Annotated in this window: 15 protein-coding genes and 1 pseudogene; 12 read left to right on the top strand and 4 right to left on the bottom strand. The window is 62.8% G+C overall.

What is annotated here, in order from left to right:
• The 4 genes from SOP85_RS12720 to SOP85_RS12705 all read left to right on the top strand — a co-directional run bounded on the left by SOP85_RS12720 (position 1) and on the right by SOP85_RS12705 (position 5,019).
• The gene (locus tag SOP85_RS12720; protein WP_274076305.1) at positions 1–1,059 is read left to right on the top strand and encodes an alpha-ketoacid dehydrogenase subunit beta; all 1,059 of its coding nucleotides are present in this window, start codon (positions 1–3) and stop codon (positions 1,057–1,059) included.
• Positions 1,060–2,331 carry a dihydrolipoamide acetyltransferase family protein gene (locus SOP85_RS12715; RefSeq protein ID WP_323606027.1) on the top strand — a complete coding sequence of 424 codons (1,272 nt, stop codon included), beginning with the start codon at positions 1,060–1,062 and terminating at the stop codon, positions 2,329–2,331.
• Between the two features lie 18 nt (positions 2,332–2,349).
• Positions 2,350–3,732, top strand: coding sequence for a dihydrolipoyl dehydrogenase (lpdA, locus tag SOP85_RS12710; RefSeq protein ID WP_323627122.1), 1,383 nt, complete (start codon positions 2,350–2,352; stop codon positions 3,730–3,732).
• A 267-nt stretch (positions 3,733–3,999) separates the two neighbouring features.
• On the top strand, positions 4,000–5,019 hold the full coding sequence (locus SOP85_RS12705; protein ID WP_323627121.1) for a branched-chain amino acid aminotransferase: 1,020 nt from the start codon (positions 4,000–4,002) through the stop codon (positions 5,017–5,019).
• A 64-nt stretch (positions 5,020–5,083) separates the two neighbouring features.
• Here the strand turns inward: SOP85_RS12705 and SOP85_RS12700 are convergent, their stop codons facing one another.
• Positions 5,084–5,425: an FKBP-type peptidyl-prolyl cis-trans isomerase gene (locus SOP85_RS12700; RefSeq protein ID WP_323627120.1), complete on the bottom strand. Its 342-nt coding sequence runs from the start codon at positions 5,423–5,425 to the stop codon at positions 5,084–5,086.
• A 145-nt stretch (positions 5,426–5,570) separates the two neighbouring features.
• Here SOP85_RS12700 and SOP85_RS12695 point away from each other — a divergent pair, with 145 nt between their 5' ends.
• The 4 genes from SOP85_RS12695 (at position 5,571) to SOP85_RS12680 (ending at position 10,006) form a co-directional block, all read left to right on the top strand.
• Positions 5,571–6,626 carry a M4 family metallopeptidase gene (locus tag SOP85_RS12695; RefSeq protein WP_323627119.1) on the top strand — a complete coding sequence of 352 codons (1,056 nt, stop codon included), beginning with the start codon at positions 5,571–5,573 and terminating at the stop codon, positions 6,624–6,626.
• The gene (locus SOP85_RS12690) at positions 6,623–6,946 is read left to right on the top strand and encodes a protealysin inhibitor emfourin (protein WP_274076299.1); all 324 of its coding nucleotides are present in this window, start codon (positions 6,623–6,625) and stop codon (positions 6,944–6,946) included. The genes SOP85_RS12695 and SOP85_RS12690 overlap by 4 nt, the downstream gene beginning before the upstream one ends.
• Positions 6,947–7,050: 104 nt before the next feature.
• The gene (locus SOP85_RS12685) at positions 7,051–8,859 is read left to right on the top strand and encodes a monovalent cation:proton antiporter-2 (CPA2) family protein (protein WP_274076298.1); all 1,809 of its coding nucleotides are present in this window, start codon (positions 7,051–7,053) and stop codon (positions 8,857–8,859) included.
• Between the two features lie 46 nt (positions 8,860–8,905).
• On the top strand, positions 8,906–10,006 hold the full coding sequence (locus SOP85_RS12680) for a DNA alkylation repair protein (protein ID WP_274076297.1): 1,101 nt from the start codon (positions 8,906–8,908) through the stop codon (positions 10,004–10,006).
• A gap of 63 nt (positions 10,007–10,069) precedes the next feature.
• On the opposite strand, the pseudogene SOP85_RS12675 reads toward SOP85_RS12680, so the two are convergent.
• Together SOP85_RS12675 and SOP85_RS12670 are read right to left on the bottom strand one after the other, a co-directional pair.
• Positions 10,070–10,150: pseudogene (locus tag SOP85_RS12675) on the bottom strand (outer membrane lipoprotein carrier protein LolA); the annotation flags it as partial.
• 81 nt (positions 10,151–10,231) lie between these two features.
• Complete coding sequence (locus SOP85_RS12670; protein ID WP_323627118.1) at positions 10,232–11,137, bottom strand: LysR family transcriptional regulator; 906 nt, start codon at positions 11,135–11,137, stop codon at positions 10,232–10,234.
• Between the two features lie 120 nt (positions 11,138–11,257).
• On the opposite strand from SOP85_RS12670, the gene SOP85_RS12665 reads away from it, so the two are divergent.
• Both SOP85_RS12665 and SOP85_RS12660 read left to right on the top strand, forming a co-directional pair.
• Entirely contained in the window at positions 11,258–12,904 is a 1,647-nt protein-coding gene (locus SOP85_RS12665) for a GMC family oxidoreductase (protein WP_274076295.1), read from the top strand.
• A gap of 204 nt (positions 12,905–13,108) precedes the next feature.
• On the top strand, positions 13,109–14,731 hold the full coding sequence (locus SOP85_RS12660; RefSeq protein WP_274076294.1) for an MFS transporter: 1,623 nt from the start codon (positions 13,109–13,111) through the stop codon (positions 14,729–14,731).
• A 166-nt stretch (positions 14,732–14,897) separates the two neighbouring features.
• Here the strand turns inward: SOP85_RS12660 and SOP85_RS12655 are convergent, their stop codons facing one another.
• Positions 14,898–15,266: a DUF427 domain-containing protein gene (locus SOP85_RS12655; protein ID WP_272606185.1), complete on the bottom strand. Its 369-nt coding sequence runs from the start codon at positions 15,264–15,266 to the stop codon at positions 14,898–14,900.
• A gap of 243 nt (positions 15,267–15,509) precedes the next feature.
• On the opposite strand from SOP85_RS12655, the gene SOP85_RS12650 reads away from it, so the two are divergent.
• Both SOP85_RS12650 and SOP85_RS12645 read left to right on the top strand, forming a co-directional pair.
• Complete coding sequence (locus SOP85_RS12650) at positions 15,510–17,453, top strand: DNA topoisomerase III (RefSeq protein WP_323627115.1); 1,944 nt, start codon at positions 15,510–15,512, stop codon at positions 17,451–17,453.
• Between the two features lie 247 nt (positions 17,454–17,700).
• Positions 17,701–19,440, top strand: a complete 1,740-nt coding sequence (locus tag SOP85_RS12645; protein ID WP_323627113.1) for a dipeptidase — start codon at positions 17,701–17,703, stop codon at positions 19,438–19,440.
• The last annotated feature ends 15 nt before the right edge of the window (positions 19,441–19,455 follow it).

Below are 19,455 nucleotides of genomic sequence, written 5' to 3'. Positions count from 1 at the left end.
ATGAACGATCACAACAACAATATCGAGCTGGAAACCGCCATGACCACAACCACCATGACCATGATCCAGGCCCTGCGCTCGGCCATGGATGTGATGCTTGAACGTGACGACAACGTCGTGGTCTTCGGCCAGGACGTCGGCTACTTCGGCGGCGTGTTCCGCTGTACCGAAGGCCTGCAGACCAAATACGGCACCTCCCGCGTGTTCGACGCGCCGATCTCCGAAAGCGGCATCGTCGGCGTGGCCGTGGGCATGGGTGCCTATGGCCTGCGTCCGGTGGCCGAGATCCAGTTCGCCGACTATGTGTACCCGGCGTCTGACCAGATCATTTCCGAAGCCGCGCGCCTGCGTTATCGCTCGGCCGGCGAATTCACCGCACCGATGACCCTGCGCATGCCGTGCGGCGGTGGCATCTATGGTGGCCAGACCCACAGCCAGAGCATCGAGGCGATGTTCACCCAGGTTTGCGGCCTGCGCACCGTCATGCCGTCCAACCCCTACGACGCCAAGGGCCTGCTGATCGCCTCCATCGAAAACGATGACCCGGTGATTTTCCTCGAGCCCAAGCGCCTGTACAACGGCCCGTTCGACGGCCACCACGACCGCCCGGTGACCCCGTGGTCGAAACACCCGGCCGCACAAGTACCGGACGGCTACTACACAGTGCCGCTGGACGTCGCCGCCATCACCCGTCCGGGCAAGGACGTGACCATCCTGACCTACGGCACCACCGTGTACGTCTCGCAAGTCGCCGCTGAAGAAACCGGCATCGACGCCGAAGTGATCGACCTGCGCAGCCTGTGGCCGCTGGACCTGGAGACCATCGTCAAGTCGGTGAAGAAAACCGGCCGCTGCGTCGTGGTTCACGAAGCCACCCGTACCTGCGGTTTCGGCGCCGAACTGGTGTCGCTGGTGCAGGAGCACTGCTTCCACCACCTGGAAGCGCCAATCGAACGCGTCACCGGCTGGGACACCCCCTACCCGCACGCGCAAGAGTGGGCGTATTTCCCTGGCCCGTCCCGAGTGGGCGCGGCTTTGAAACGGGTCATGGAGGTCTGAATGGGCACGCACGTCATTAAAATGCCGGACATTGGCGAAGGCATTGCAGAAGTTGAATTGTCGGTATGGCACGTCAAGGTCGGCGACATGGTCGTCGAGGATCAGGTGCTGGCCGATGTCATGACCGACAAGGCGATGGTGGATATTCCTTCGCCGGTGCATGGCAAGGTCATCGCCCTGGGCGGCCAGCCCGGTGAAGTGATGGCGGTCGGCAGTGTACTGATCAGCATTGAAGTCGAAGGCGCGGGCAACGTTAAGGAATCGGCGCAACCGGCTCCGGTTAAAGAAGCGCCAGTTGCTGCGCCGAAAGTCGAAACCGTGGTGGAAACCAAACCGGTCGCTGCCCCAGCGCCGAAAGCTGCCGTCTGCCAGGGCCCGATGGTGGCCCGCGAAGCCGATGAGCGTCCGCTGGCCTCTCCCGCCGTGCGCAAGCATGCGCTGGACCTCGGTATCCAGTTGCGTCTGGTCCGTGGCACTGGCCCTGCCGGTCGGGTGCTGCACGAAGACCTCGATACCTATCTGGCCCAGGGTCAGTCCAATGCGTCGACCGTCAGCAGCGCTTACAGCCAGCGCACTGACGAAGAACAGATCCCGGTGATCGGCATGCGCCGCAAGATCGCCCAGCGCATGCAGGACGCCACCCAGCGTGCCGCACACTTCAGTTATGTCGAGGAAATCGACGTGACTGCCGTGGAAGAACTGCGCGCGCACCTCAACGAAAAACACGGGGCCAGCCGCGGCAAGCTGACCTTGCTGCCGTTCCTGGTCCGCGCCCTGGTCGTCGCCCTGCGTGATTTCCCGCAGATCAACGCCCGCTACGACGACGAAGCCCAGGTCATCACCCGCCTTGGCGCGGTGCATGTCGGCATTGCCACCCAGGCGGATATCGGCTTGATGGTGCCGGTGGTGCGTCACGCCGAAGCCCGCAGCCTGTGGGACAGCGCCCAGGAAATCTCCCGTCTGGCCACGGCTGCCCGTAACGGCAAGGCCAGCCGCGATGAACTCTCCGGCTCGTCCATCACCCTGACCAGCCTCGGCGCGTTGGGTGGCATCGTCAGCACTCCGGTGCTGAATCTGCCGGAAGTGGCGATCGTCGGCGTGAACAAGATCGTCGAACGGCCGATGGTGATCAAAGGCCAGATCGTTATCCGCAAGATGATGAACCTCTCCAGCTCCTTCGATCACCGGGTGGTCGACGGCATGGACGCGGCGCAATTCATCCAGGCCGTACGTGGCCTGCTCGAACAACCCGCCACCTTGTTTGTGGACTGATTTTTGTTGGAGAGCATCATGCAAACTCTGAACACCACGCTGCTGATCATCGGCGGCGGCCCTGGCGGTTATGTGACGGCGATCCGTGCTGGCCAGCTGGGCATTCCAACCATTCTGGTGGAAGGCCAATCCCTGGGCGGCACCTGCCTGAACATCGGCTGCATTCCGTCCAAGGCGCTGATTCACGTCGCTGAACAGTTCCACCAGACGCAGAACCATAGCCAGCATTCGGCCCTGGGCATCAGCGTTGCGGCGCCGACCCTCGACATCACCAAGAGCGTCGAGTGGAAGGACGGCATCGTCGACCGCCTGACCACCGGCGTCGCAGCCCTGCTGAAAAAGAACAAGGTCCAGGTTATTCAAGGCTGGGCCAAGGTTGTCGACGGCAAAACCGTCGACGTCGGCGAAACGCGCATTCAGTGCGAGCACCTGGTGCTCGCCACCGGATCGAAAAGCGTGAACTTGCCGATGCTGCCGATTGGCGGGCCGATCATCTCCTCCACCGAAGCCTTGGCTCCGACGTCCGTGCCCAAACGCCTGGTCGTGGTGGGTGGCGGCTACATCGGCCTGGAGCTGGGCATTGCTTATCGCAAGCTCGGCGCCGACGTCAGCGTGGTCGAAGCCCAGGAGCGCATCCTGCCGGCCTACGACGCCGAACTGACCCAACCCGTGCACGACGAACTGAAAAAGCTCGGCGTGAAGCTTTACTTGAAGCACAGCGTGCAAGCCTTTGATTCACAAGCCAATACCCTGCAAGTTCTTGACCCGAATGGCGACACCCTGAACCTGGAAACCGATCAGGTGCTGGTGGCCGTCGGTCGCAAACCCAACACCCAGGGCTGGAACCTCGAAGCGCTGAACCTGGACATGAACGGCGCGTCGATCAAGATCGACAGCCGCTGCCAGACCAGCATGCGCAACGTGTATGCCATCGGCGACCTCAGTGGCGAACCGATGCTCGCCCACCGGGCCATGGCCCAGGGCGAGATGGTGGCTGAGCTGATCAGCGGCAAGCACCGCGAATTCAACCCCACCGCCATCGCCGCCGTGTGCTTTACCGACCCGGAACTGGTGGTGGTCGGCCAGACCCCGGACGACGCCAAGGCCGCTGGCCTGGACTGCATCGTCTCGAACTTCCCGTTCGCCGCCAATGGCCGGGCGATGACACTGGAGTCCAGAAGCGGCTTCGTGCGCGTGGTCGCTCGTCGGGATAATCATGTGATCGTCGGCTGGCAGGCAGTGGGTGTCGGCGTCTCCGAATTGTCCACGGCGTTCGCGCAAAGCCTGGAAATGGGCGCGCGGCTGGAAGACATTGGTGGCACCATCCATGCGCATCCGACCTTGGGCGAAGCCGTTCAGGAAGCGGCGTTGCGGGCCCTTGGCCACGCGTTGCATCTGTAAATAAGGACGATGGGTGGTGTGGCAGATGGCCCCTTCGCGGGCAAGCCCGCTCCCACGTGATCGTGGTGTTTGCAAGATCTATGGCATACCAAAATCCAATGTGGGAGCGGGCTTGCTCGCGAATTCTCAAGGGCAACTGTGTTTATATGCCAATCACCCGATAGTCCGGGCTGCGAAATGGGCCCGGAATGAAGTATTGTTGTCCCCATCCAGAAAACGTCAGAAACATTGAACCGTTTCGGCGGTTGTTAAGTGATAGAGGGTGTCATGGGTAACGAAAGCATCAATTGGGACAAGCTGGGTTTTGACTACATCAAGACCGACAAGCGCTATCTGTCGAACTGGCGTAATGGCGAGTGGGACAAGGGCACCCTGACAGAAGACAATGTGCTGCACATCAGCGAAGGCTCCACGGCCCTTCACTATGGCCAGCAATGCTTCGAAGGCCTGAAGGCCTATCGTTGCAAGGACGGTTCGATCAACCTGTTCCGCCCAGACCAGAACGCCGCACGCATGCAACGCAGCTGCGCGCGCCTGCTGATGCCGCAAGTGTCCACCGAGCAGTTCATCGAAGCGTGCAAGGAAGTGGTCCGCGCCAACGAGCGTTTCATCCCGCCTTACGGCACCGGCGGCGCGCTGTACCTGCGTCCGTTCGTGATCGGCGTGGGTGACAACATCGGCGTGCGTACCGCCCCCGAGTTCATCTTCTCGATCTTCTGCATCCCGGTCGGCGCCTACTTCAAGGGCGGCCTCACCCCGCATAACTTCCTGATCTCCAGCTACGACCGCGCCGCGCCACAAGGCACCGGTGCGGCCAAGGTCGGTGGCAACTACGCCGCCAGCCTGATGCCAGGTTCCCAGGCCAAGAAAGCCCACTTCGCCGACGCCATCTACCTGGATCCGATGACCCACACCAAGATCGAGGAAGTCGGTTCGGCCAACTTCTTCGGGATCACCCACGACAATAAGTTCGTGACCCCGAACTCGCCGTCGGTGCTGCCGGGCATCACCCGCCTGTCGCTGATCGAGCTGGCCAAGTCGCGCCTGGGCCTGGAAGTGATCGAAGGTGACGTGTTCATCGACAAGCTGTCGGAGTTCAAGGAAGCTGGCGCTTGCGGTACGGCTGCCGTGATCACGCCGATCGGCGGCATCAGCTACAACGACCACCTGCACGTATTCCACAGCGAAACCGAAGTCGGCCCGATCACCCAGAAGCTCTACAAAGAGCTGACCGGCGTGCAAACCGGCGACGTCGAAGCGCCAGCCGGCTGGATCGTCAAGGTCTGACCTGACGCCCCCCCTGCCATAAAAAACGCCGCCCTCGAATTCGAAGGCGGCGTTTTTTTATGCCTCATCCATCATCCCGCGTCAGCACTTCCAGCAACTCGATTTCGAAAATCAGGTTCGAATTGGGCGTGATCCTGCCCATCGTGCGCTCGCCGTAGGCCAGGTGCGCGGGGACCAGCAGTTTGCGCTTGCCACCGACCTGCATGCCCATCAGGCCCTGGTCCCAGCCCTTGATCACCCGCCCGGTGCCGATCACGCACTGGAACGGCTTGCCTCGACTGAAGGAAGAGTCGAATTCGCTACCGTCTTCCAGCCAGCCACGGTATTGGGTGGTGATCAGCGCGCCTTTGACGGCGGCCTTGCCGTCACCCGGCTCAAGATCAATGATTTGCAGTTCGTCGTTCATGTTCTTAACTCATCTACAGTGCCCTGGACTTGCGGGCGCGGACGCAGGTTTTCGCAGAATCCGCCGCGGATGGCAACCGGCGGAACCGCAAGAGCCCGTTCCGCTCAGAATAAGTATCGATTTCGCGCTCAGAAAGGATGCTCTGATGAACGATCTGCGCAGTTTCATTCCGCCGTACATTCTGCATCGTATCGTCGCGCACGGCTCTGAACGCCAGCGTTCCAGCGCCATGAGCACGCTGGCCCACGTGCGCACCCTGTGGCACCCGCCTGGCCCACCGGTGCGCACTGCTGCTGCCGCGATCCTGCCAGCCCCCGGCAAACCTGGCCAGGCACAGCGCAGCGTGCATGATGCCCAGGGCAAGATGCTCTTGCCCGGCATGCCGGTACGCCTTGAAGGCCAGGCAGCGAGCGGCGATCCGGCGGTCGATGAAGCTTACGACGCCTTGGGAGCCAGCTACGATTTCTTCTGGAAGGTGCTGGGTCGCGACTCCATCGACGGCAAGGGTTTTGCCCTGATCGGCAGCGTGCATTATGGCCAGGACTACGAAAACGCCTTCTGGAACGGCTCGCAAATGGTCTTCGGCGACGGCGATGGCGAGATTTTCGAACGCTTCACCCGCTCCCTCGACGTGGTTGCGCACGAGCTGACCCACGGCGTGGTCGAGAGCGAAGCGGGCCTGGTGTATGCCGACCAGTCCGGGGCGTTGAATGAATCACTGTCAGACGTGTTTGGCGTGCTGACCAAGCAATATCTACTGCAGCAGACCGCCGAGCAGGCGGACTGGCTGATCGGCGCGGATTTGCTGACGCCGCGCATCAAGGGCATCGGTCTGCGCTCGATGGCCCACCCGGGCACCGCCTACGACGACCCCCTGCTGGGCAAGGACCCGCAACCGGATCACATGCGCAAATTCGTCATCACCCAGGAAGACAATGGCGGCGTGCACATCAATTCAGGCATACCCAACCGGGCGTTTTACCTCGCCGCCAAGGGTTTGGGCGGCTTTGCCTGGGAAAAGGCCGGGCTGATCTGGTATGACGCCCTGTGCGACAAGCGCTTGGTCCGCGAGGCGTCGTTCAGCGCCTTTGCAGAACTGACCGTGGAGCACGCGCGGCGGCGCTTCACGGCCAGGGAAGCGCTGGCAGTGCAGCATGGCTGGTCGCAGGTGGGTGTCGATTCGACACAGGAGGAACCATGAAAACCCTGCCAACACTGGACGACCGGGCGGTTGTGCGCCTCTCTCGCCAGGGCGGCTTTGCCGCGATCCAGGCCACGACTCGGCCCCGGGAGATTGCATTCGCGCAATGCAATATCGAGGAACGCTCGCGCATCTGTGTGCTGCTGGAAGGTTGCCTGCCGCTGGCCAGCCCGGTCGCAGGCGGGGGCGACCAGCGCTTTTACCAGATCGAACTGCGCTACCGCGAAGGCGATCAGGATGACCAAATGGTGATGAAGGTCCCGGAAGACCAGGCTCCTGCTGAGCTGGTACGGCTCTGGAACCTGGGCGAATTGTTGTAGCGGCGCGGCATTGCCCGCGCAAAACTTCCCTCCTGCGATAGCGTTGACCCAAGACCAGCCTTTATCCTTGTCGACCGCCGTACCGAGTTGATGGAGTTTTTCTCATGCCCCATGAAGGCAGTCTGTTGCAAGCCGCAGTCGTATTCCTGCTCGCGGCCGTACTCACCGTTCCCCTGGCCAAGCGCCTGCAACTGGGCGCGGTGCTGGGTTATCTGTTTGCCGGGGTGATCATCGGCCCCTCGGGCCTGGGCCTGATCGGCAATACGGAAAGCGTTGCGCACATCTCGGAACTTGGCGTGGTGTTGCTGCTGTTCATCATCGGTCTTGAGTTGTCGCCACGCCGCTTGTGGGTGATGCGCAAGGCGGTGTTCGGCGTCGGCTTGGCGCAGGTGCTGCTGACCGGAGCGCTGCTGGGCGCGTTGGCCCTGTATGTCTTCGGGCAACCCCTGAACACCTCGATCGTGCTGGGCCTCGGGCTGGCCCTGTCGTCCACCGCCTTCGGCCTGCAGAGCCTGGCCGAACGCAAGGAACTGACCAGCCCCCACGGGCGCCTGGCGTTCGCGATCCTGCTGTTCCAGGACATCGCCGCGATTCCGCTGATTGCCATGGTGCCGCTGCTGGCGGGCAGCGCTGAAAACGTCAGCGCGGCCGACGATGTGAACCAGGGCCTGCGCGTGTTGATCAGCATCGCCATCGTGGTAGTCGGCGGACGCTACCTGCTGCGTCCGGTGTTCCGCGTGGTGGCCAAGAGCGGCTTGCCGGAAGTGTCCACCGCGACTGCGTTGCTGGTGGTGATGGGCACCGCCTGGCTGATGGACCTGGCCGGTATTTCCATGGCCCTCGGTGCCTTCCTGGCCGGCCTGCTGCTGGCGGACTCCGAGTATCGCCACGAACTGGAAGCGCAGATCGAACCCTTCAAGGGCCTGCTGCTGGGGCTTTTCTTCATGAGTGTCGGCATGGGCGCCAACCTCAGCCTGCTGCTGAGCGAGCCCATCGTGGTGCTGGGACTGACCCTGCTGCTGATCGCCGTCAAGCTGCCGTTGCTGTTCATCGTGGGCAAGCTGGCTGGCGGTTTGAACCGGATCAGCGCCATTCGCCTGGGCATCGTGCTGGCCGCCGGTGGTGAGTTTGCCTTCGTGGTGTTCAAGATCGGCCGTGACCATGGCTTGTTCGATCCGCGCCTGTACGACTTGCTGGTGCTGGCGATCACCCTGTCGATGGCGATGACCCCACTGTTGCTGCTGCTGTGCGCCCGCCTGGCCAGCCCCAAGGTACAACCGGTGGCAGTGCCGGAGCAATTTCGCGAAATCGATGCCGATGAACCCCGGGTGGTGATCGCCGGCATGGGCCGTATGGGGCAGATCGTCGCGCGTATCCTGCGGGCGCAGAACATCAAGTTCGTGGCGCTCGACACCTCGGTGGAAACCATCGAACTGTCGCGCAGCTTCGGCGGCGTGCCGGTGTACTACGGCGACCCGATGCGCCCTGAGATCCTCAACGCGGCCAAGGTCGGCGATGCCGAGTTCTTCATCATCGCCACCGACGACCCGGACACCAACATCAAGACCGCTGAGCTCGTGCACAAGCTCTATCCGCACATCAAGATCATTGCCCGCGCGCGCAACCGCCAGCATGTGCATCGCCTGGTGGACCTGGGCGCCCACGCGGTGCGCGAAACCTTCTACTCCAGTCTGGAAATGAGTCGGCAGACCTTGATCGGCCTGGGGCTGACCCCCGAGCAGGCCGATGCACGGATCAAACGGTTCAAGCATCACGACGAGCAGGTGCTCGAAGCCCAGCATGCGATCTACGACGACGCGGTGAAGGTCAAGCAGACGGCGCAGGAAGCGCGGGCGGAATTGGCACGGCTGTTCGAGTCGGACCAGCTCGAAGAGCAAGCGAAGAACGGTTGAGGAATCTGGCCGCTTCGCGATAAACCACAATCACAGGGATCACACCATGGCTGGCGATACCGCCTCCCCCGCGCTCAAGGAAATCTTCAACGCCGAACGCCTGCGGCACATCGCCGCCGAGATGACGGCGGTGTATCCCGGCTTCGATGCCAAAGAATTCCTCAAACTGGCCAACGACGGCCTGGCCGAGTTGTCAGTGATGCAGCGCATGGCCCGCGTCAGCGAATGCCTGCACGCGGTACTGCCAGCCGGTTATGAAGCGTCGCTGGGGCTCTTGCGCGCCCTCGCCCCGCGCCTCAACAGCGGCTTTGTCAGCATGTGCCTGCCGCAGTACGTGGCGACCTATGGCGCGGACCGGTTCGAACTGTCGATGGAGGCGCTCAAGTACTTCACCGCGTTCGGCTCCTCGGAATTCGCCATCCGCCATTTCCTGCGCGCCGATCTGCAGCGCTCGCTGCAGCTGATGCATGACTGGTCGCTGGACGCCAACGAACATGTCCGGCGCCTCGCCAGCGAAGGTAGCCGGCCACGCCTGCCGTGGTCGTTTCGCCTGGAGCAGATCCAGGCCGACCCGCGCCTGGCCGCCGGCATCCTCGATAATCTAAAGGCCGACCCCAGCCTTTACGTGCGCAAATCGGTGGCCAACCACCTCAACGACATCACCAAGGACCATCCCGAGTGGGTGCTGGAGCTGATCGAGGGCTGGTCGCTGGACAACCCGCACACCGCGTGGATCGCCAGGCATGCCCTGCGCAGCCTGATCAAACAGGGCAACCTGCGTGCGCTGGCAATCATAGGTGCCGGCGGCAAGCCTGAAGTGCAGATCATCGACGTGCAGGTCAATCCGCCGGTAATTGGCCTCGGAGAAAAGATCACCCTGTCCTTTGCGGTCAAGTCCACGGTCCACACCAGCCAGCGTCTGGTGATCGACTACGCCATCGATTACGTCAAGGCCAACGGCAGCACCTCGGCCAAGGTCTTCAAGCTCAAGGCCCTGACGCTGCCGGGTAACGCCACACACGCCATCGCCCGAGGCCAGCACATCAAGGAACTCACCACCCGCCGGCATTACGCGGGCAAGCACGCAGTGCATGTGCTGGTGAATGGGGAGCGGCTGGCCAGTACGGCGTTTGAAATACTGGGCTGAGATGCGCTACTGAACCCTGCGCTGCTCTTTCGGACGCCCCCTCTCTCACGGTCGTACCCGATCCACTGTAGGAGCGAGCTTGCTCGCGAAAAACCTTAGAGCGCTGCGGGGTGTCAGGCTCCCCGCGTCATCGTTGACCACCATCGCGAGCAAGCTTGCTCCTACAGTGGATCGGCTACGGCCGTGAGAGAGGGGTCGTCTGTCAGGCTCGCTCCCACAGGATCTTCACCCGCCGTGAGGGGGATTGGGCCCCAGCAACAATTCCTGCTCCCGCTCGCACAACTCCACCACGTAATCCCACATCACCCGCAGCCGCACCGACTTGTGCAGCTCGCGGCGGGTGCTGATCCAGTAGCTGCGCAGGATGCTCTCCTGGGGGAACAACGGCACCAGCGCGGAATCGGCGCTGGCCATGTAGCACGGCAGCACGGCGATGCCCAGGCCCGCGCGCGCCGCCTGTTGCTGGGCGATGACGCTGGTGCTGTGGAAGACCACCCGGGGGTTGCGGCAGAAGCTGTTGAGGAACATCAGCTCCTGGCTGAACAGCAGGTCGTCGACGTAGCCGATCCAGGCATGCCGCCCCAGGTCTTCGCGATTGCGCAGCGGCGGCGAACGATCGAGGTATTCCTGGCAGGCGTAGAGCGCCAGGCGATAGTCGGCCAGTTTGCGCGTAACCAGCATGTCGGCGGCCGGGCGCTCCAGGTGGATGCTGATTTCCGCCTCGCGGTTGAGGATGCTGACGAAACGCGGCACCGCCACCAGCTCCACTTCCAGCCCCGGGTAACGCTCGAACAGGCCGTTCATGCGGCTGGCGAGGAACATGATACCCAGCCCTTCCGTCACCCCCACGCGGATCTTGCCCAGCGGCGCCGTGGACTGGGTAATTTCTTCCTGCGCCAGCAGCGCGACGTTCTCCATGGCCTCGGCGTGCTTGAGCAAGGCTTCGCCGGCCGGGGTCAGCTCGTAACCCTGGGCATGCTGCACGAACAGTGCCGTGCCAAGGCTCTTTTCAATGGCCTCGATGTGCCGCGCCACGGTGGCATGGGTGGTGTTCAAGCGGCGCGCGGCGGTGAGCAAACGCCCGCTACGCTGGAGCTCGAGAAAGAAGCGCAGGTCATTCCAGTCGAACATCGTCCATCCTTAGGTCAGCGTTGTTTAAAAACGCACAGCAGCTGGGTAAAAACTAACATTCTTTAAACGAAAGCTAACAACTAGGATGAACTCCAACAAGAACAACAAGCGAGGTCAGGGATGCACGCTTCCCTTGATGAATACGACTACATCGTGGTCGGGGCCGGTCCCGCCGGTTGTCTGCTGGCCAATCGCCTGTCGGCCAACCCGCAACACCGCGTCTTGCTGCTCGAAGCCGGCGGTCGCGACAACTATGCGTGGATCCACATCCCGGTGGGCTACCTGTTCTGCATCGGCAACCCACGCACCGACTGGTGCTTCAAGACCGAGGCGCAACCCGGCCTGCAAGGCCGCACCCTGAGTTACCCACGTGGCAAGGTCCTCGGTGGCTGCTCGTCGATCAACGGCATGATCTACATGCGCGGCCAGGCCGGCGACTACGATGGCTGGGCGGCCGAGGGCAACCCCGGCTGGCGCTGGCAAGACGTGCTCCCGTTGTTCAAGAAAAGCGAAAACCATTTTGCTGGCGAATCAGATTTTCACGGCGCCAGCGGCGACTGGCGGGTGGAACGCCAGCGCCTGTCCTGGCCGATCCTCGATGCCTTCCAGAGCGCCGCCGAGCAGAGCGGCATTGCCCGCATCGACGACTTCAACCAGGGCGACAACGAAGGCTGTGGCTACTTCCAGGTCAACCAGAAAGCCGGCATCCGCTGGAATGCCGCCAAGGCGTTCCTCAAGCCGATTCGCCAGCGCCCCAACCTGACGGTGCTGACCGGCGTCGAGGTCGACCGCGTGCTGCTGGAAAACGCTCGCGCCTCGGCGGTCAGCGCCCGTTGGCAAGGTCAGGCGAAAACCTTCAAGGCGCGCAAGGAAATCATCCTGTGCGCAGGTTCCGTCGGCTCACCGAGCATCCTGCAACGTTCCGGCATCGGTCCGCGCCCGCTGTTGCAGCGCCTGGGCATCGGCGTCGCGCATGAACTGCCCGGCGTTGGCGGCAACCTGCAGGATCACCTGCAACTGCGCCTGATCTACAAACTGGAAAACGCCCGCACCCTGAACCAGATCGCGGGCAGCCTGTGGGGCAAGATGGGCATGGGCCTGCGCTACCTGTATGACCGCAGCGGCCCGTTGTCCATGGCGCCGAGTCAACTGGGGGCCTTCGCCCGTTCCGGGCCGGAGCAGACTTCGGCCAATCTGGAGTACCACGTGCAACCGCTGTCGCTGGAGCGTTTCGGTGAACCGCTGCATGCCTTCCCGGCGTTTACCGCCTCGGTCTGCGACCTGCGCCCGCAAAGCCGGGGCCGGGTGGAGATCCAGTCAGCCAACCCGCAGCAGGCGCCCCTGATCCAGCCCAACTACCTCAGCCATCCCGAGGACTTGCGCGTTGCCGCCGATGCCATTCGCCTGACCCGGCGCATCGTTGCCGCACCAGCCTTGAAGGCGTTCAAGCCGGTCGAGTACCTGCCCGGCGACAGCCTGCAGACCGAAGAACAGCTGCATGAAGCCGCCGCGCGGATCGGCACCACCATCTTCCATCCCGTCGGCACCTGCCGCATGGGCAATGACGCGGACGCGGTGGTCGATGCCGAACTGCGCGTGCACGGCATCCCCGGCCTGCGCATCGCCGACGCCTCGATCATGCCGCGCATCACCTCGGGCAACACCTGTTCGCCTACGCTGATGATCGCGGAGAAAGCCGCACAACTGATCCTTAACCCCGCCACAAGGAGCATCACCGAGACAGAGGAACTGGTCACAAACGCCTGAACGCACTCACACGGACATGTAGGAGCCGGCTTGCTGGCGATTACGGTGGATCAGTCAACGTCAATTTCGCCTGATTCGCCGCCATCGCCGGCAGGCCGGCTCCCACAGGGAACGCGTACACCCGCATCGACAGTAGCGGCACCCGCCCACAAGGCCGGCGCCGACAGTGGAACAACAAAAACAATCACTGTGAGGGATACCGATATGTCAGAACACGTTCAACCCCTGGAAGCCGTGCGCAGCGCGGGCACCAGCCAGGAAACCCAGAAAGTCATCTTCGCCTCGTCGCTCGGGACGGTCTTCGAGTGGTATGACTTCTTCCTCTACGGCGCCCTCGCGGCGGTGATCAGCAAGCAGTTCTTCGCCGGGGTCAACGACACCACGGCGTTCATCTTCGCCCTGATGGCGTTTGCCGCCGGTTTCATCGTCAGGCCGTTCGGTGCCCTGGTGTTCGGCCGGTTGGGGGACATGATCGGGCGCAAGTACACCTTCCTCGCCACCATCGTGCTCATGGGCCTGGCCACCTTCTGCGTCGGCTTGCTGCCCACCTACGCGAGCATCGGCATCGCCGCGCCGATCATCCTCGTGGTGCTGCGCATGCTCCAGGGCCTGGCACTGGGGGGTGAGTACGGCGGTGCCGCGACCTACGTGGCAGAACACGCGCCAATGGGCAAACGCGGATTCCACACGAGCTGGATCCAGTCCACCGCCACCCTGGGCCTGTTGCTGTCGCTGCTGGTGGTACTCGGCTGCCGGTACTTCACGGGCGATCAGTTCGAAGTCTGGGGCTGGCGCATTCCGTTCCTGTTCTCGATCATCCTGCTGGGCATCTCGACCTGGATTCGCCTGAGCCTGCACGAGTCGCCTGCGTTCGTGAAAATGAAAGAGGAAGGCAAGCTCTGCAAGTCGCCGATCCGCGATTCCTTCGGTAAGTGGGAAAACCTCAAGGTGGTCCTGATCGCCCTGTTCAGCATCAACGCCGGGCAAGCGGTGACCTTTTACGCGGCGCAGTTCTATGTGCTGTTCTTCCTCACCCAATTCCTGAAAATGGACCCCGCCGTGGCCAACGGGCTGCTGATCGTCAGTGTGACCATCGGCGCGCCCTTCTTCATTTTCTTCGGCTGGCTGTCGGACAAGGTCGGGCGCAAACCGGTGCTGATGCTCGGCCTGCTGCTCGCCACGGCGTTGTACTTCCCGATCTTCAAGACCCTGGCCCACTACGCCAACCCGGCTATCGACCAGGCCAGCCGCCAGGCCCCGATCACCGTGCTGGCAGACCCGGCCACCTGCACCTTCCAGTTCGACCCGGTAGGCAAGGCGAAATTCGACAGCCCCTGCGACAAGGTCAAGACCTTCCTGGTCAAGCAGGGCCTGCCGTATCAAAGCGAAGCGGCCCCGGCCGGCAGTGGCGTGCAGGTCAGTGTCGGTGACGTGAAGATCGACGGTTTCGACGAAGCGGCCCTGCGTGGCGCGGTGACCCTGGCCGGTTACCCGCAACAGGCCGACATGCAGCAGATCAACAAGCCGATGATCGTGGCGCTGATCGTCGCCCTGATCATCATCTCCGCCATGTGCTACGGCCCGCTGGCGGCGCTGATGGTCGAACTGTTCCCGACCCGCATCCGCTACACCTCGATGTCCCTTCCCTACCACATCGGCAACGGCTGGTTTGGCGGGTTCCTGCCGACGGTGTCGTTTGCCCTGGTGGTCTATACCGGCGATATCTTCTACGGGCTGTGGTATCCGGTGGTGATCACCGGGGTGAGCCTGGTGGTGGGGCTGCTGTGCCTGCGTGAGACGCGTAACGTCGACCTGGATAAAAACTGATGTAAACCCTCAATGAGCCTTCGCCTGCAGGAACCAACTGCCGGCGAAGGCGAACCTATAGCCGCTACGGCCGCACCCCATCCACTGTAGGAGCTGGCTTGCCAGCGATGGGGCCCGAAAGACCAGCGAAAGGTTCAAGACCGCCTTCCCCGGCTTGCCCGCGAACTCACTCATCAATATCAATCAACTCAAACGTCACCTGATCCGGATAGAACGCCACATACTCCTGGATCTGCCTGACCGACACCTTGGGGTTCTCATAGCTCCACACCGCATTGGCGCCCTCATGTCCCGGCACCTGCAAACTGAAATAACTGGCATCGCCCTTGTACGGGCAATAGCTGGTGTGGTCGGTACGGGCGTAATACTTTTCGTCGATGTCCTCACGCGGCACGTAGTACACCGGAGGGTAATTGGCTTCCAGCAGCACCAGCGCACGAGCGGACGCTGCCACTTGAAAGCCGTGGAACTTCACCAACAGGCAGCCGGGCTGCTCGGCGATGGTGATGACAGGGCTGGGACCGGAGCTTTTCATGGAATGCGCACCTCTCACGGTGATGGACTTGTAACAGCAGGGCTGCACAACGCCCCGGAAATCTCGGTTTATCAGGTATAACCCAAGTTGCGGACCCGCGACGACTGCGCAGCCGAACGGATTCATCCGGTTGGGTAACCACGCGCAACGCTTTTGCTGTACATCCATACAGATAAAGATTGCTCTCGCGCCCGACTCCCGCCATCCTGTGCTCCTCCCGGACACTGATCGACGATGGTGGTTATGCGGCTGTACCTCTGTGAAAAACCTTCCCAGGCCAAAGACATTGCGGCCGTGCTCGGCGCGCGGCGGCGCGGTGACGGCTGCTGGCTGGGAACGGACGTCACGGTAACCTGGTGCATCGGCCACCTGCTGGAAACTGCGCCCCCGGATGCCTATGACGCGCGCTACAAGCGCTGGGTGCTGGCCGACCTGCCGATCATTCCCGACAAATGGAAAATGACCGTCAAGCCGCGCACCGCCAGCCAGTACAAGGCGGTCAAGCGCCTGCTCGGCGAAGCGTCCGAGCTGGTGATTGCCACGGACGCCGACCGCGAGGGCGAAATGATCGCCCGGGAACTGGTCGAACATTGCCGCTATCGCGGGCCCATCCAGCGTTTGTGGCTGTCGGCGCTGGACGATGCCTCGATCCGCAAGGCCCTCGCCGCACTCAGGCCCGGTGCGCAGACCTTCAGCCTTTATCATTCGGCACTGGGACGTTCCCGGGCCGACTGGCTGATCGGCATGAACATGAGCCGGCTGTTCACCTTGCTGGGACGCCAATCCGGTTATCAGGGCGTGCTGCCGGTCGGCCGGGTGCAGACGCCTACATTGCGCCTGGTAGTGGATCGCGACCGCAGCATTGCCGACTTCGTGCCCGTGCCCTACTGGGCTGTCGAGGTGCAGTTGCTGCACGACGGCAGCACCTTCACCGCCCAATGGCGGGCCGCCTCCGACGTGTGCGACGACCAGGACCGCTGCCTCAACCAGGCCCTGGCGCAACGGGCGGCAGAGGCCATGCGCACCGCCGCCAGCGCCAGGGTGGTCAAGCTGCGGACCGAGCGGATGCGCGAAGTGGCGCCGCTGCCCTTCGATCTCGGCACCTTGCAGGAAGTCTGCTCGAAAAAGCTCGGCCTCGGAGCCCAGGAAACCCTCGACATCGCCCAGGCGCTTTACGAAACCCACAAGGTCATCACCTACCCGCGCAGCGACTGCGGCTACCTGCCCCTCAGCCAGCACAGCGAAGCACCGGGCATCCTCGCAGCGCTGCGCCAGGCCGATCCGGCACTGAACGCCTTGCACGACTACCTGGAACCCCAGCGTCGTTCACGGGCCTGGAACGATGCCAAGGTCAGCGCGCACCACGGCATCATCCCCACCGCCGCGGCGAAAAACCTCGATCGCCTGATGGGCAAGCAGCGCGCGGTCTACACCTTGATCCGCGCCCGTTACCTGGCGCAGTTCCTGCCCAATCACGAGTTCGACCGCACCCAGGCCGACTTCGATTGCGCCGGCGAGGCCTTGCGTGCCGTGGGCAAGCAAATCGTCGAACCGGGCTGGAAACGCGCCCTGCCCGAAGCCCTCGCACCGGCCAAGGGCCGCGAGGCCCCCGCCCCGCAAACCCTGCCCAGCCTCTGGGAAGGGCTCGATTGCGTGGTGGCCGACGTGCTACTCAAGGACCTCTGGACGCAACCGCCCAAGCCGTTCACCGAGGGCGACCTGATCAAGGCCATGAAAAACGTCGCCAAACTGGTGGAAGATCCCTTGCTCAAGCAAAAGCTCAAGGACACCACCGGCATCGGCACCGAAGCGACCCGCGCCTCGATCATCCAGGGTCTGCTCGACCGTGGCTACCTGATCAAGAACGGCAAGGCGCTGGCGGCGACCCCGGCCGCTTTCAGCCTGATCGATGCGGTCCCGCGCGCCATTGCCGACCCCGGCACCACGGCCATCTGGGAGCAAGCCCTGGACATGGTGCAGAGCGGCGAAATGAGCCTGGACGAGTTCGTCACCAAGCAGGCGGCCTGGATGAGCAAACAAGTCAGCCGCTGCGCCGGCCTGAGCCTGACCATCAGCGGTCCGGCCAGCCCTGCGGGGCGCGGTGCGACGCCGTGGAAAAACAAGCGCAAGCCGGCCAAGCGCAAACCGGCGGGCACCCCCAAACGCAAGGCAAAAGCGCCCTTGTAGGAGCTGGCTTGCCAGCGAAAGCGGTGGTACAAACAACACAGATCTCGACTGAAGCTACACCATCTCCAGCAACAGCAACCCACCCCTTCAACATCTTTTTCGATTCTGCGCCGCTTTTGCATTTCTGTGCGACAGATCCCACTTCAGGGGCTGCCCCATCCCACCTTCGCGGTGTAAGTTTGCAGATCTTTCTGACTAAACGATCAGAAGTTTCCTACAACCCACCTGCAAAGGAATGCCTCCAGCAATGGACTTTTCACTCAAAAAACTGGCCGCGGCCACCCTGATGTTCGCCAGCCTGTCGTCGTTCACCCTTGCTGCACAGGCCAACATCACCCCGCAACAGAGCGCGATCATCCTCAAGACGTTCAGTGATGCCTCGGTCACGGATTTCCGCCAGTTCCTGGCCAGCCTGGCCAAGAGCGACGTCGCCAAGACGGACAACCTCGGCCCGGCCATCAGTGCCTTCCAGGACAACAAGACGCTGACGCCTGAACAGCAAAACGAAATCCACCGCCTGCTCGGCCTCTATGCCCGGATCAAGTACGGCAGCGCGGCCACCGAAACCCTGCGTGAACTGGTGGCCATCCCCACCGTGCGCGTCGAGGGCGTTGCCCAGCATGACAATCCCGAGTTCATCAAGATCGCCGGGAAGATCAAGGGCCTGGCCCAGGCGTTCAACCTGAACTTTCGCAACATCGACAACCGCGTCTATGAAATCTCGCTGGAAGGGACGGGCGATGAAGTCGTGGGCATTCACGCCCATGCCGACGTGGTACCGGTGACGCCAGAGAACTGGGTGCTGCAGGATGGCACCCGGCTCGATCCGTTCAAGGTCACCCTGGTCGGCGATCGCATGTATGGCCGGGGCACCGAGGATGACAAGAACGGCATCGTGGTCGCGCTGTACGCCATGAAGGTCATCAAGGAAGAAAAGCTGCCGCTGGCACGCAACTTCAAGCTGCTGGTAGACACCACCGAGGAAACCACGGGCGACGCCATCCCCTACTACTTCGAACGCAACCCGACGCCCAACTACAACCTGGCGCTGGACGGCGGCTACCCGGTGGTGATCGCCGAGAAAGGCTACGGCACAGTCATGGCCAGCTTCGCCAAGCGCAAGGGTGAGGGCAAGGGCGCCGAAATCACCTCGATGACCGGCGGCCTGGCCACCAACCAGATTCCGTCGACCTCGGTCGCCACCCTGGTGACAGACAAGCCCGCAGAGCTGGCCGCCAGCCTGCAACAGGCCGGCAGCGAGTATGCCAAGCGCAATGGCGGCAACTTCGAAGTCACCGCCAAGGTGGACGGCAAGGACGTCAAGCTGACCGTCACCGGCGTCTCCGCCCACTCCTCCGAACCCGAGTCCGGTGTCAACCCGGTGGCCAGGATGCTCGACTTCATCAACAGCCTCGACGGCAAGGTCGCACTCAAGCACAACCACATCACCGACGCCGCCCGCTACGCCGCCGACAACTGGGGGCTGGACTACCTGGGTGGCAAGTTGGGGGTGGGTTTCTCCGATGAGTTCATGGGCCCGCTGACCACCTCCCTGACCTATGTCGGGATGGATGAAAAAGCCTTCAAGCTGGCGGTCAACCTGCGCGTGCCGAAGGGCAAATCGCCGGAAACGCTCAAGACTGAAATCGCTACAAAACTGGATGCCTGGAGCAAGCAGAGCAAGATCGCCCCAGCGTTTGACTACTCCATCGCCGAACCGATGTTCCGCAATCCCGAGGGTGAATGGGTCAAGGCCCTGCTCGCCGTGGCCAGCGAAAACCTCGGCATGGAGCACAAGTTCGGCACCTCCGCCGGCGCCACTTCGGTGCATGAACTGCCCAACGGCGTGCAGTTCGGCCTGGCCATGCCGGACGTCAAGTACACCGGTCACAACGACAACGAGTTCAAGACCACCGAGCAGTTCCTGCTCGACCTGCAGATCGTGACCGAGATGATGGGGCGTATCGGGCAGTTACCGAAGCTTTGATCCACCTGGCGTCCC

It is taken from the genome of Pseudomonas sp. YuFO20 (assembly GCF_035064975.1).
Lineage (GTDB): Bacteria > Pseudomonadota > Gammaproteobacteria > Pseudomonadales > Pseudomonadaceae > Aquipseudomonas > Aquipseudomonas putida_AE.
This window is presented reverse-complemented; position numbering and strand designations above follow the sequence as displayed.

What these genes read in the sequence shown, in the direction of transcription:
- SOP85_RS12720 (WP_274076305.1), top strand. Translation starts at nt 1, where the DNA reads ATGAACGATCACAACAACAATATCGAGCTGGAAACCGCCATGACCACA.
- SOP85_RS12715 (WP_323606027.1), top strand. Translation starts at nt 1,060, where the DNA reads ATGGGCACGCACGTCATTAAAATGCCGGACATTGGCGAAGGCATTGCA.
- lpdA (WP_323627122.1), top strand. Translation starts at nt 2,350, where the DNA reads ATGCAAACTCTGAACACCACGCTGCTGATCATCGGCGGCGGCCCTGGC.
- SOP85_RS12705 (WP_323627121.1), top strand. Translation starts at nt 4,000, where the DNA reads ATGGGTAACGAAAGCATCAATTGGGACAAGCTGGGTTTTGACTACATC.
- SOP85_RS12700 (WP_323627120.1), bottom strand. Translation starts at nt 5,425, where the DNA reads ATGAACGACGAACTGCAAATCATTGATCTTGAGCCGGGTGACGGCAAG.
- SOP85_RS12695 (WP_323627119.1), top strand. Translation starts at nt 5,571, where the DNA reads ATGAACGATCTGCGCAGTTTCATTCCGCCGTACATTCTGCATCGTATC.
- SOP85_RS12690 (WP_274076299.1), top strand. Translation starts at nt 6,623, where the DNA reads ATGAAAACCCTGCCAACACTGGACGACCGGGCGGTTGTGCGCCTCTCT.
- SOP85_RS12685 (WP_274076298.1), top strand. Translation starts at nt 7,051, where the DNA reads ATGCCCCATGAAGGCAGTCTGTTGCAAGCCGCAGTCGTATTCCTGCTC.
- SOP85_RS12680 (WP_274076297.1), top strand. Translation starts at nt 8,906, where the DNA reads ATGGCTGGCGATACCGCCTCCCCCGCGCTCAAGGAAATCTTCAACGCC.
- SOP85_RS12670 (WP_323627118.1), bottom strand. Translation starts at nt 11,137, where the DNA reads ATGTTCGACTGGAATGACCTGCGCTTCTTTCTCGAGCTCCAGCGTAGC.
- SOP85_RS12665 (WP_274076295.1), top strand. Translation starts at nt 11,258, where the DNA reads ATGCACGCTTCCCTTGATGAATACGACTACATCGTGGTCGGGGCCGGT.
- SOP85_RS12660 (WP_274076294.1), top strand. Translation starts at nt 13,109, where the DNA reads ATGTCAGAACACGTTCAACCCCTGGAAGCCGTGCGCAGCGCGGGCACC.
- SOP85_RS12655 (WP_272606185.1), bottom strand. Translation starts at nt 15,266, where the DNA reads ATGAAAAGCTCCGGTCCCAGCCCTGTCATCACCATCGCCGAGCAGCCC.
- SOP85_RS12650 (WP_323627115.1), top strand. Translation starts at nt 15,510, where the DNA reads ATGCGGCTGTACCTCTGTGAAAAACCTTCCCAGGCCAAAGACATTGCG.
- SOP85_RS12645 (WP_323627113.1), top strand. Translation starts at nt 17,701, where the DNA reads ATGGACTTTTCACTCAAAAAACTGGCCGCGGCCACCCTGATGTTCGCC.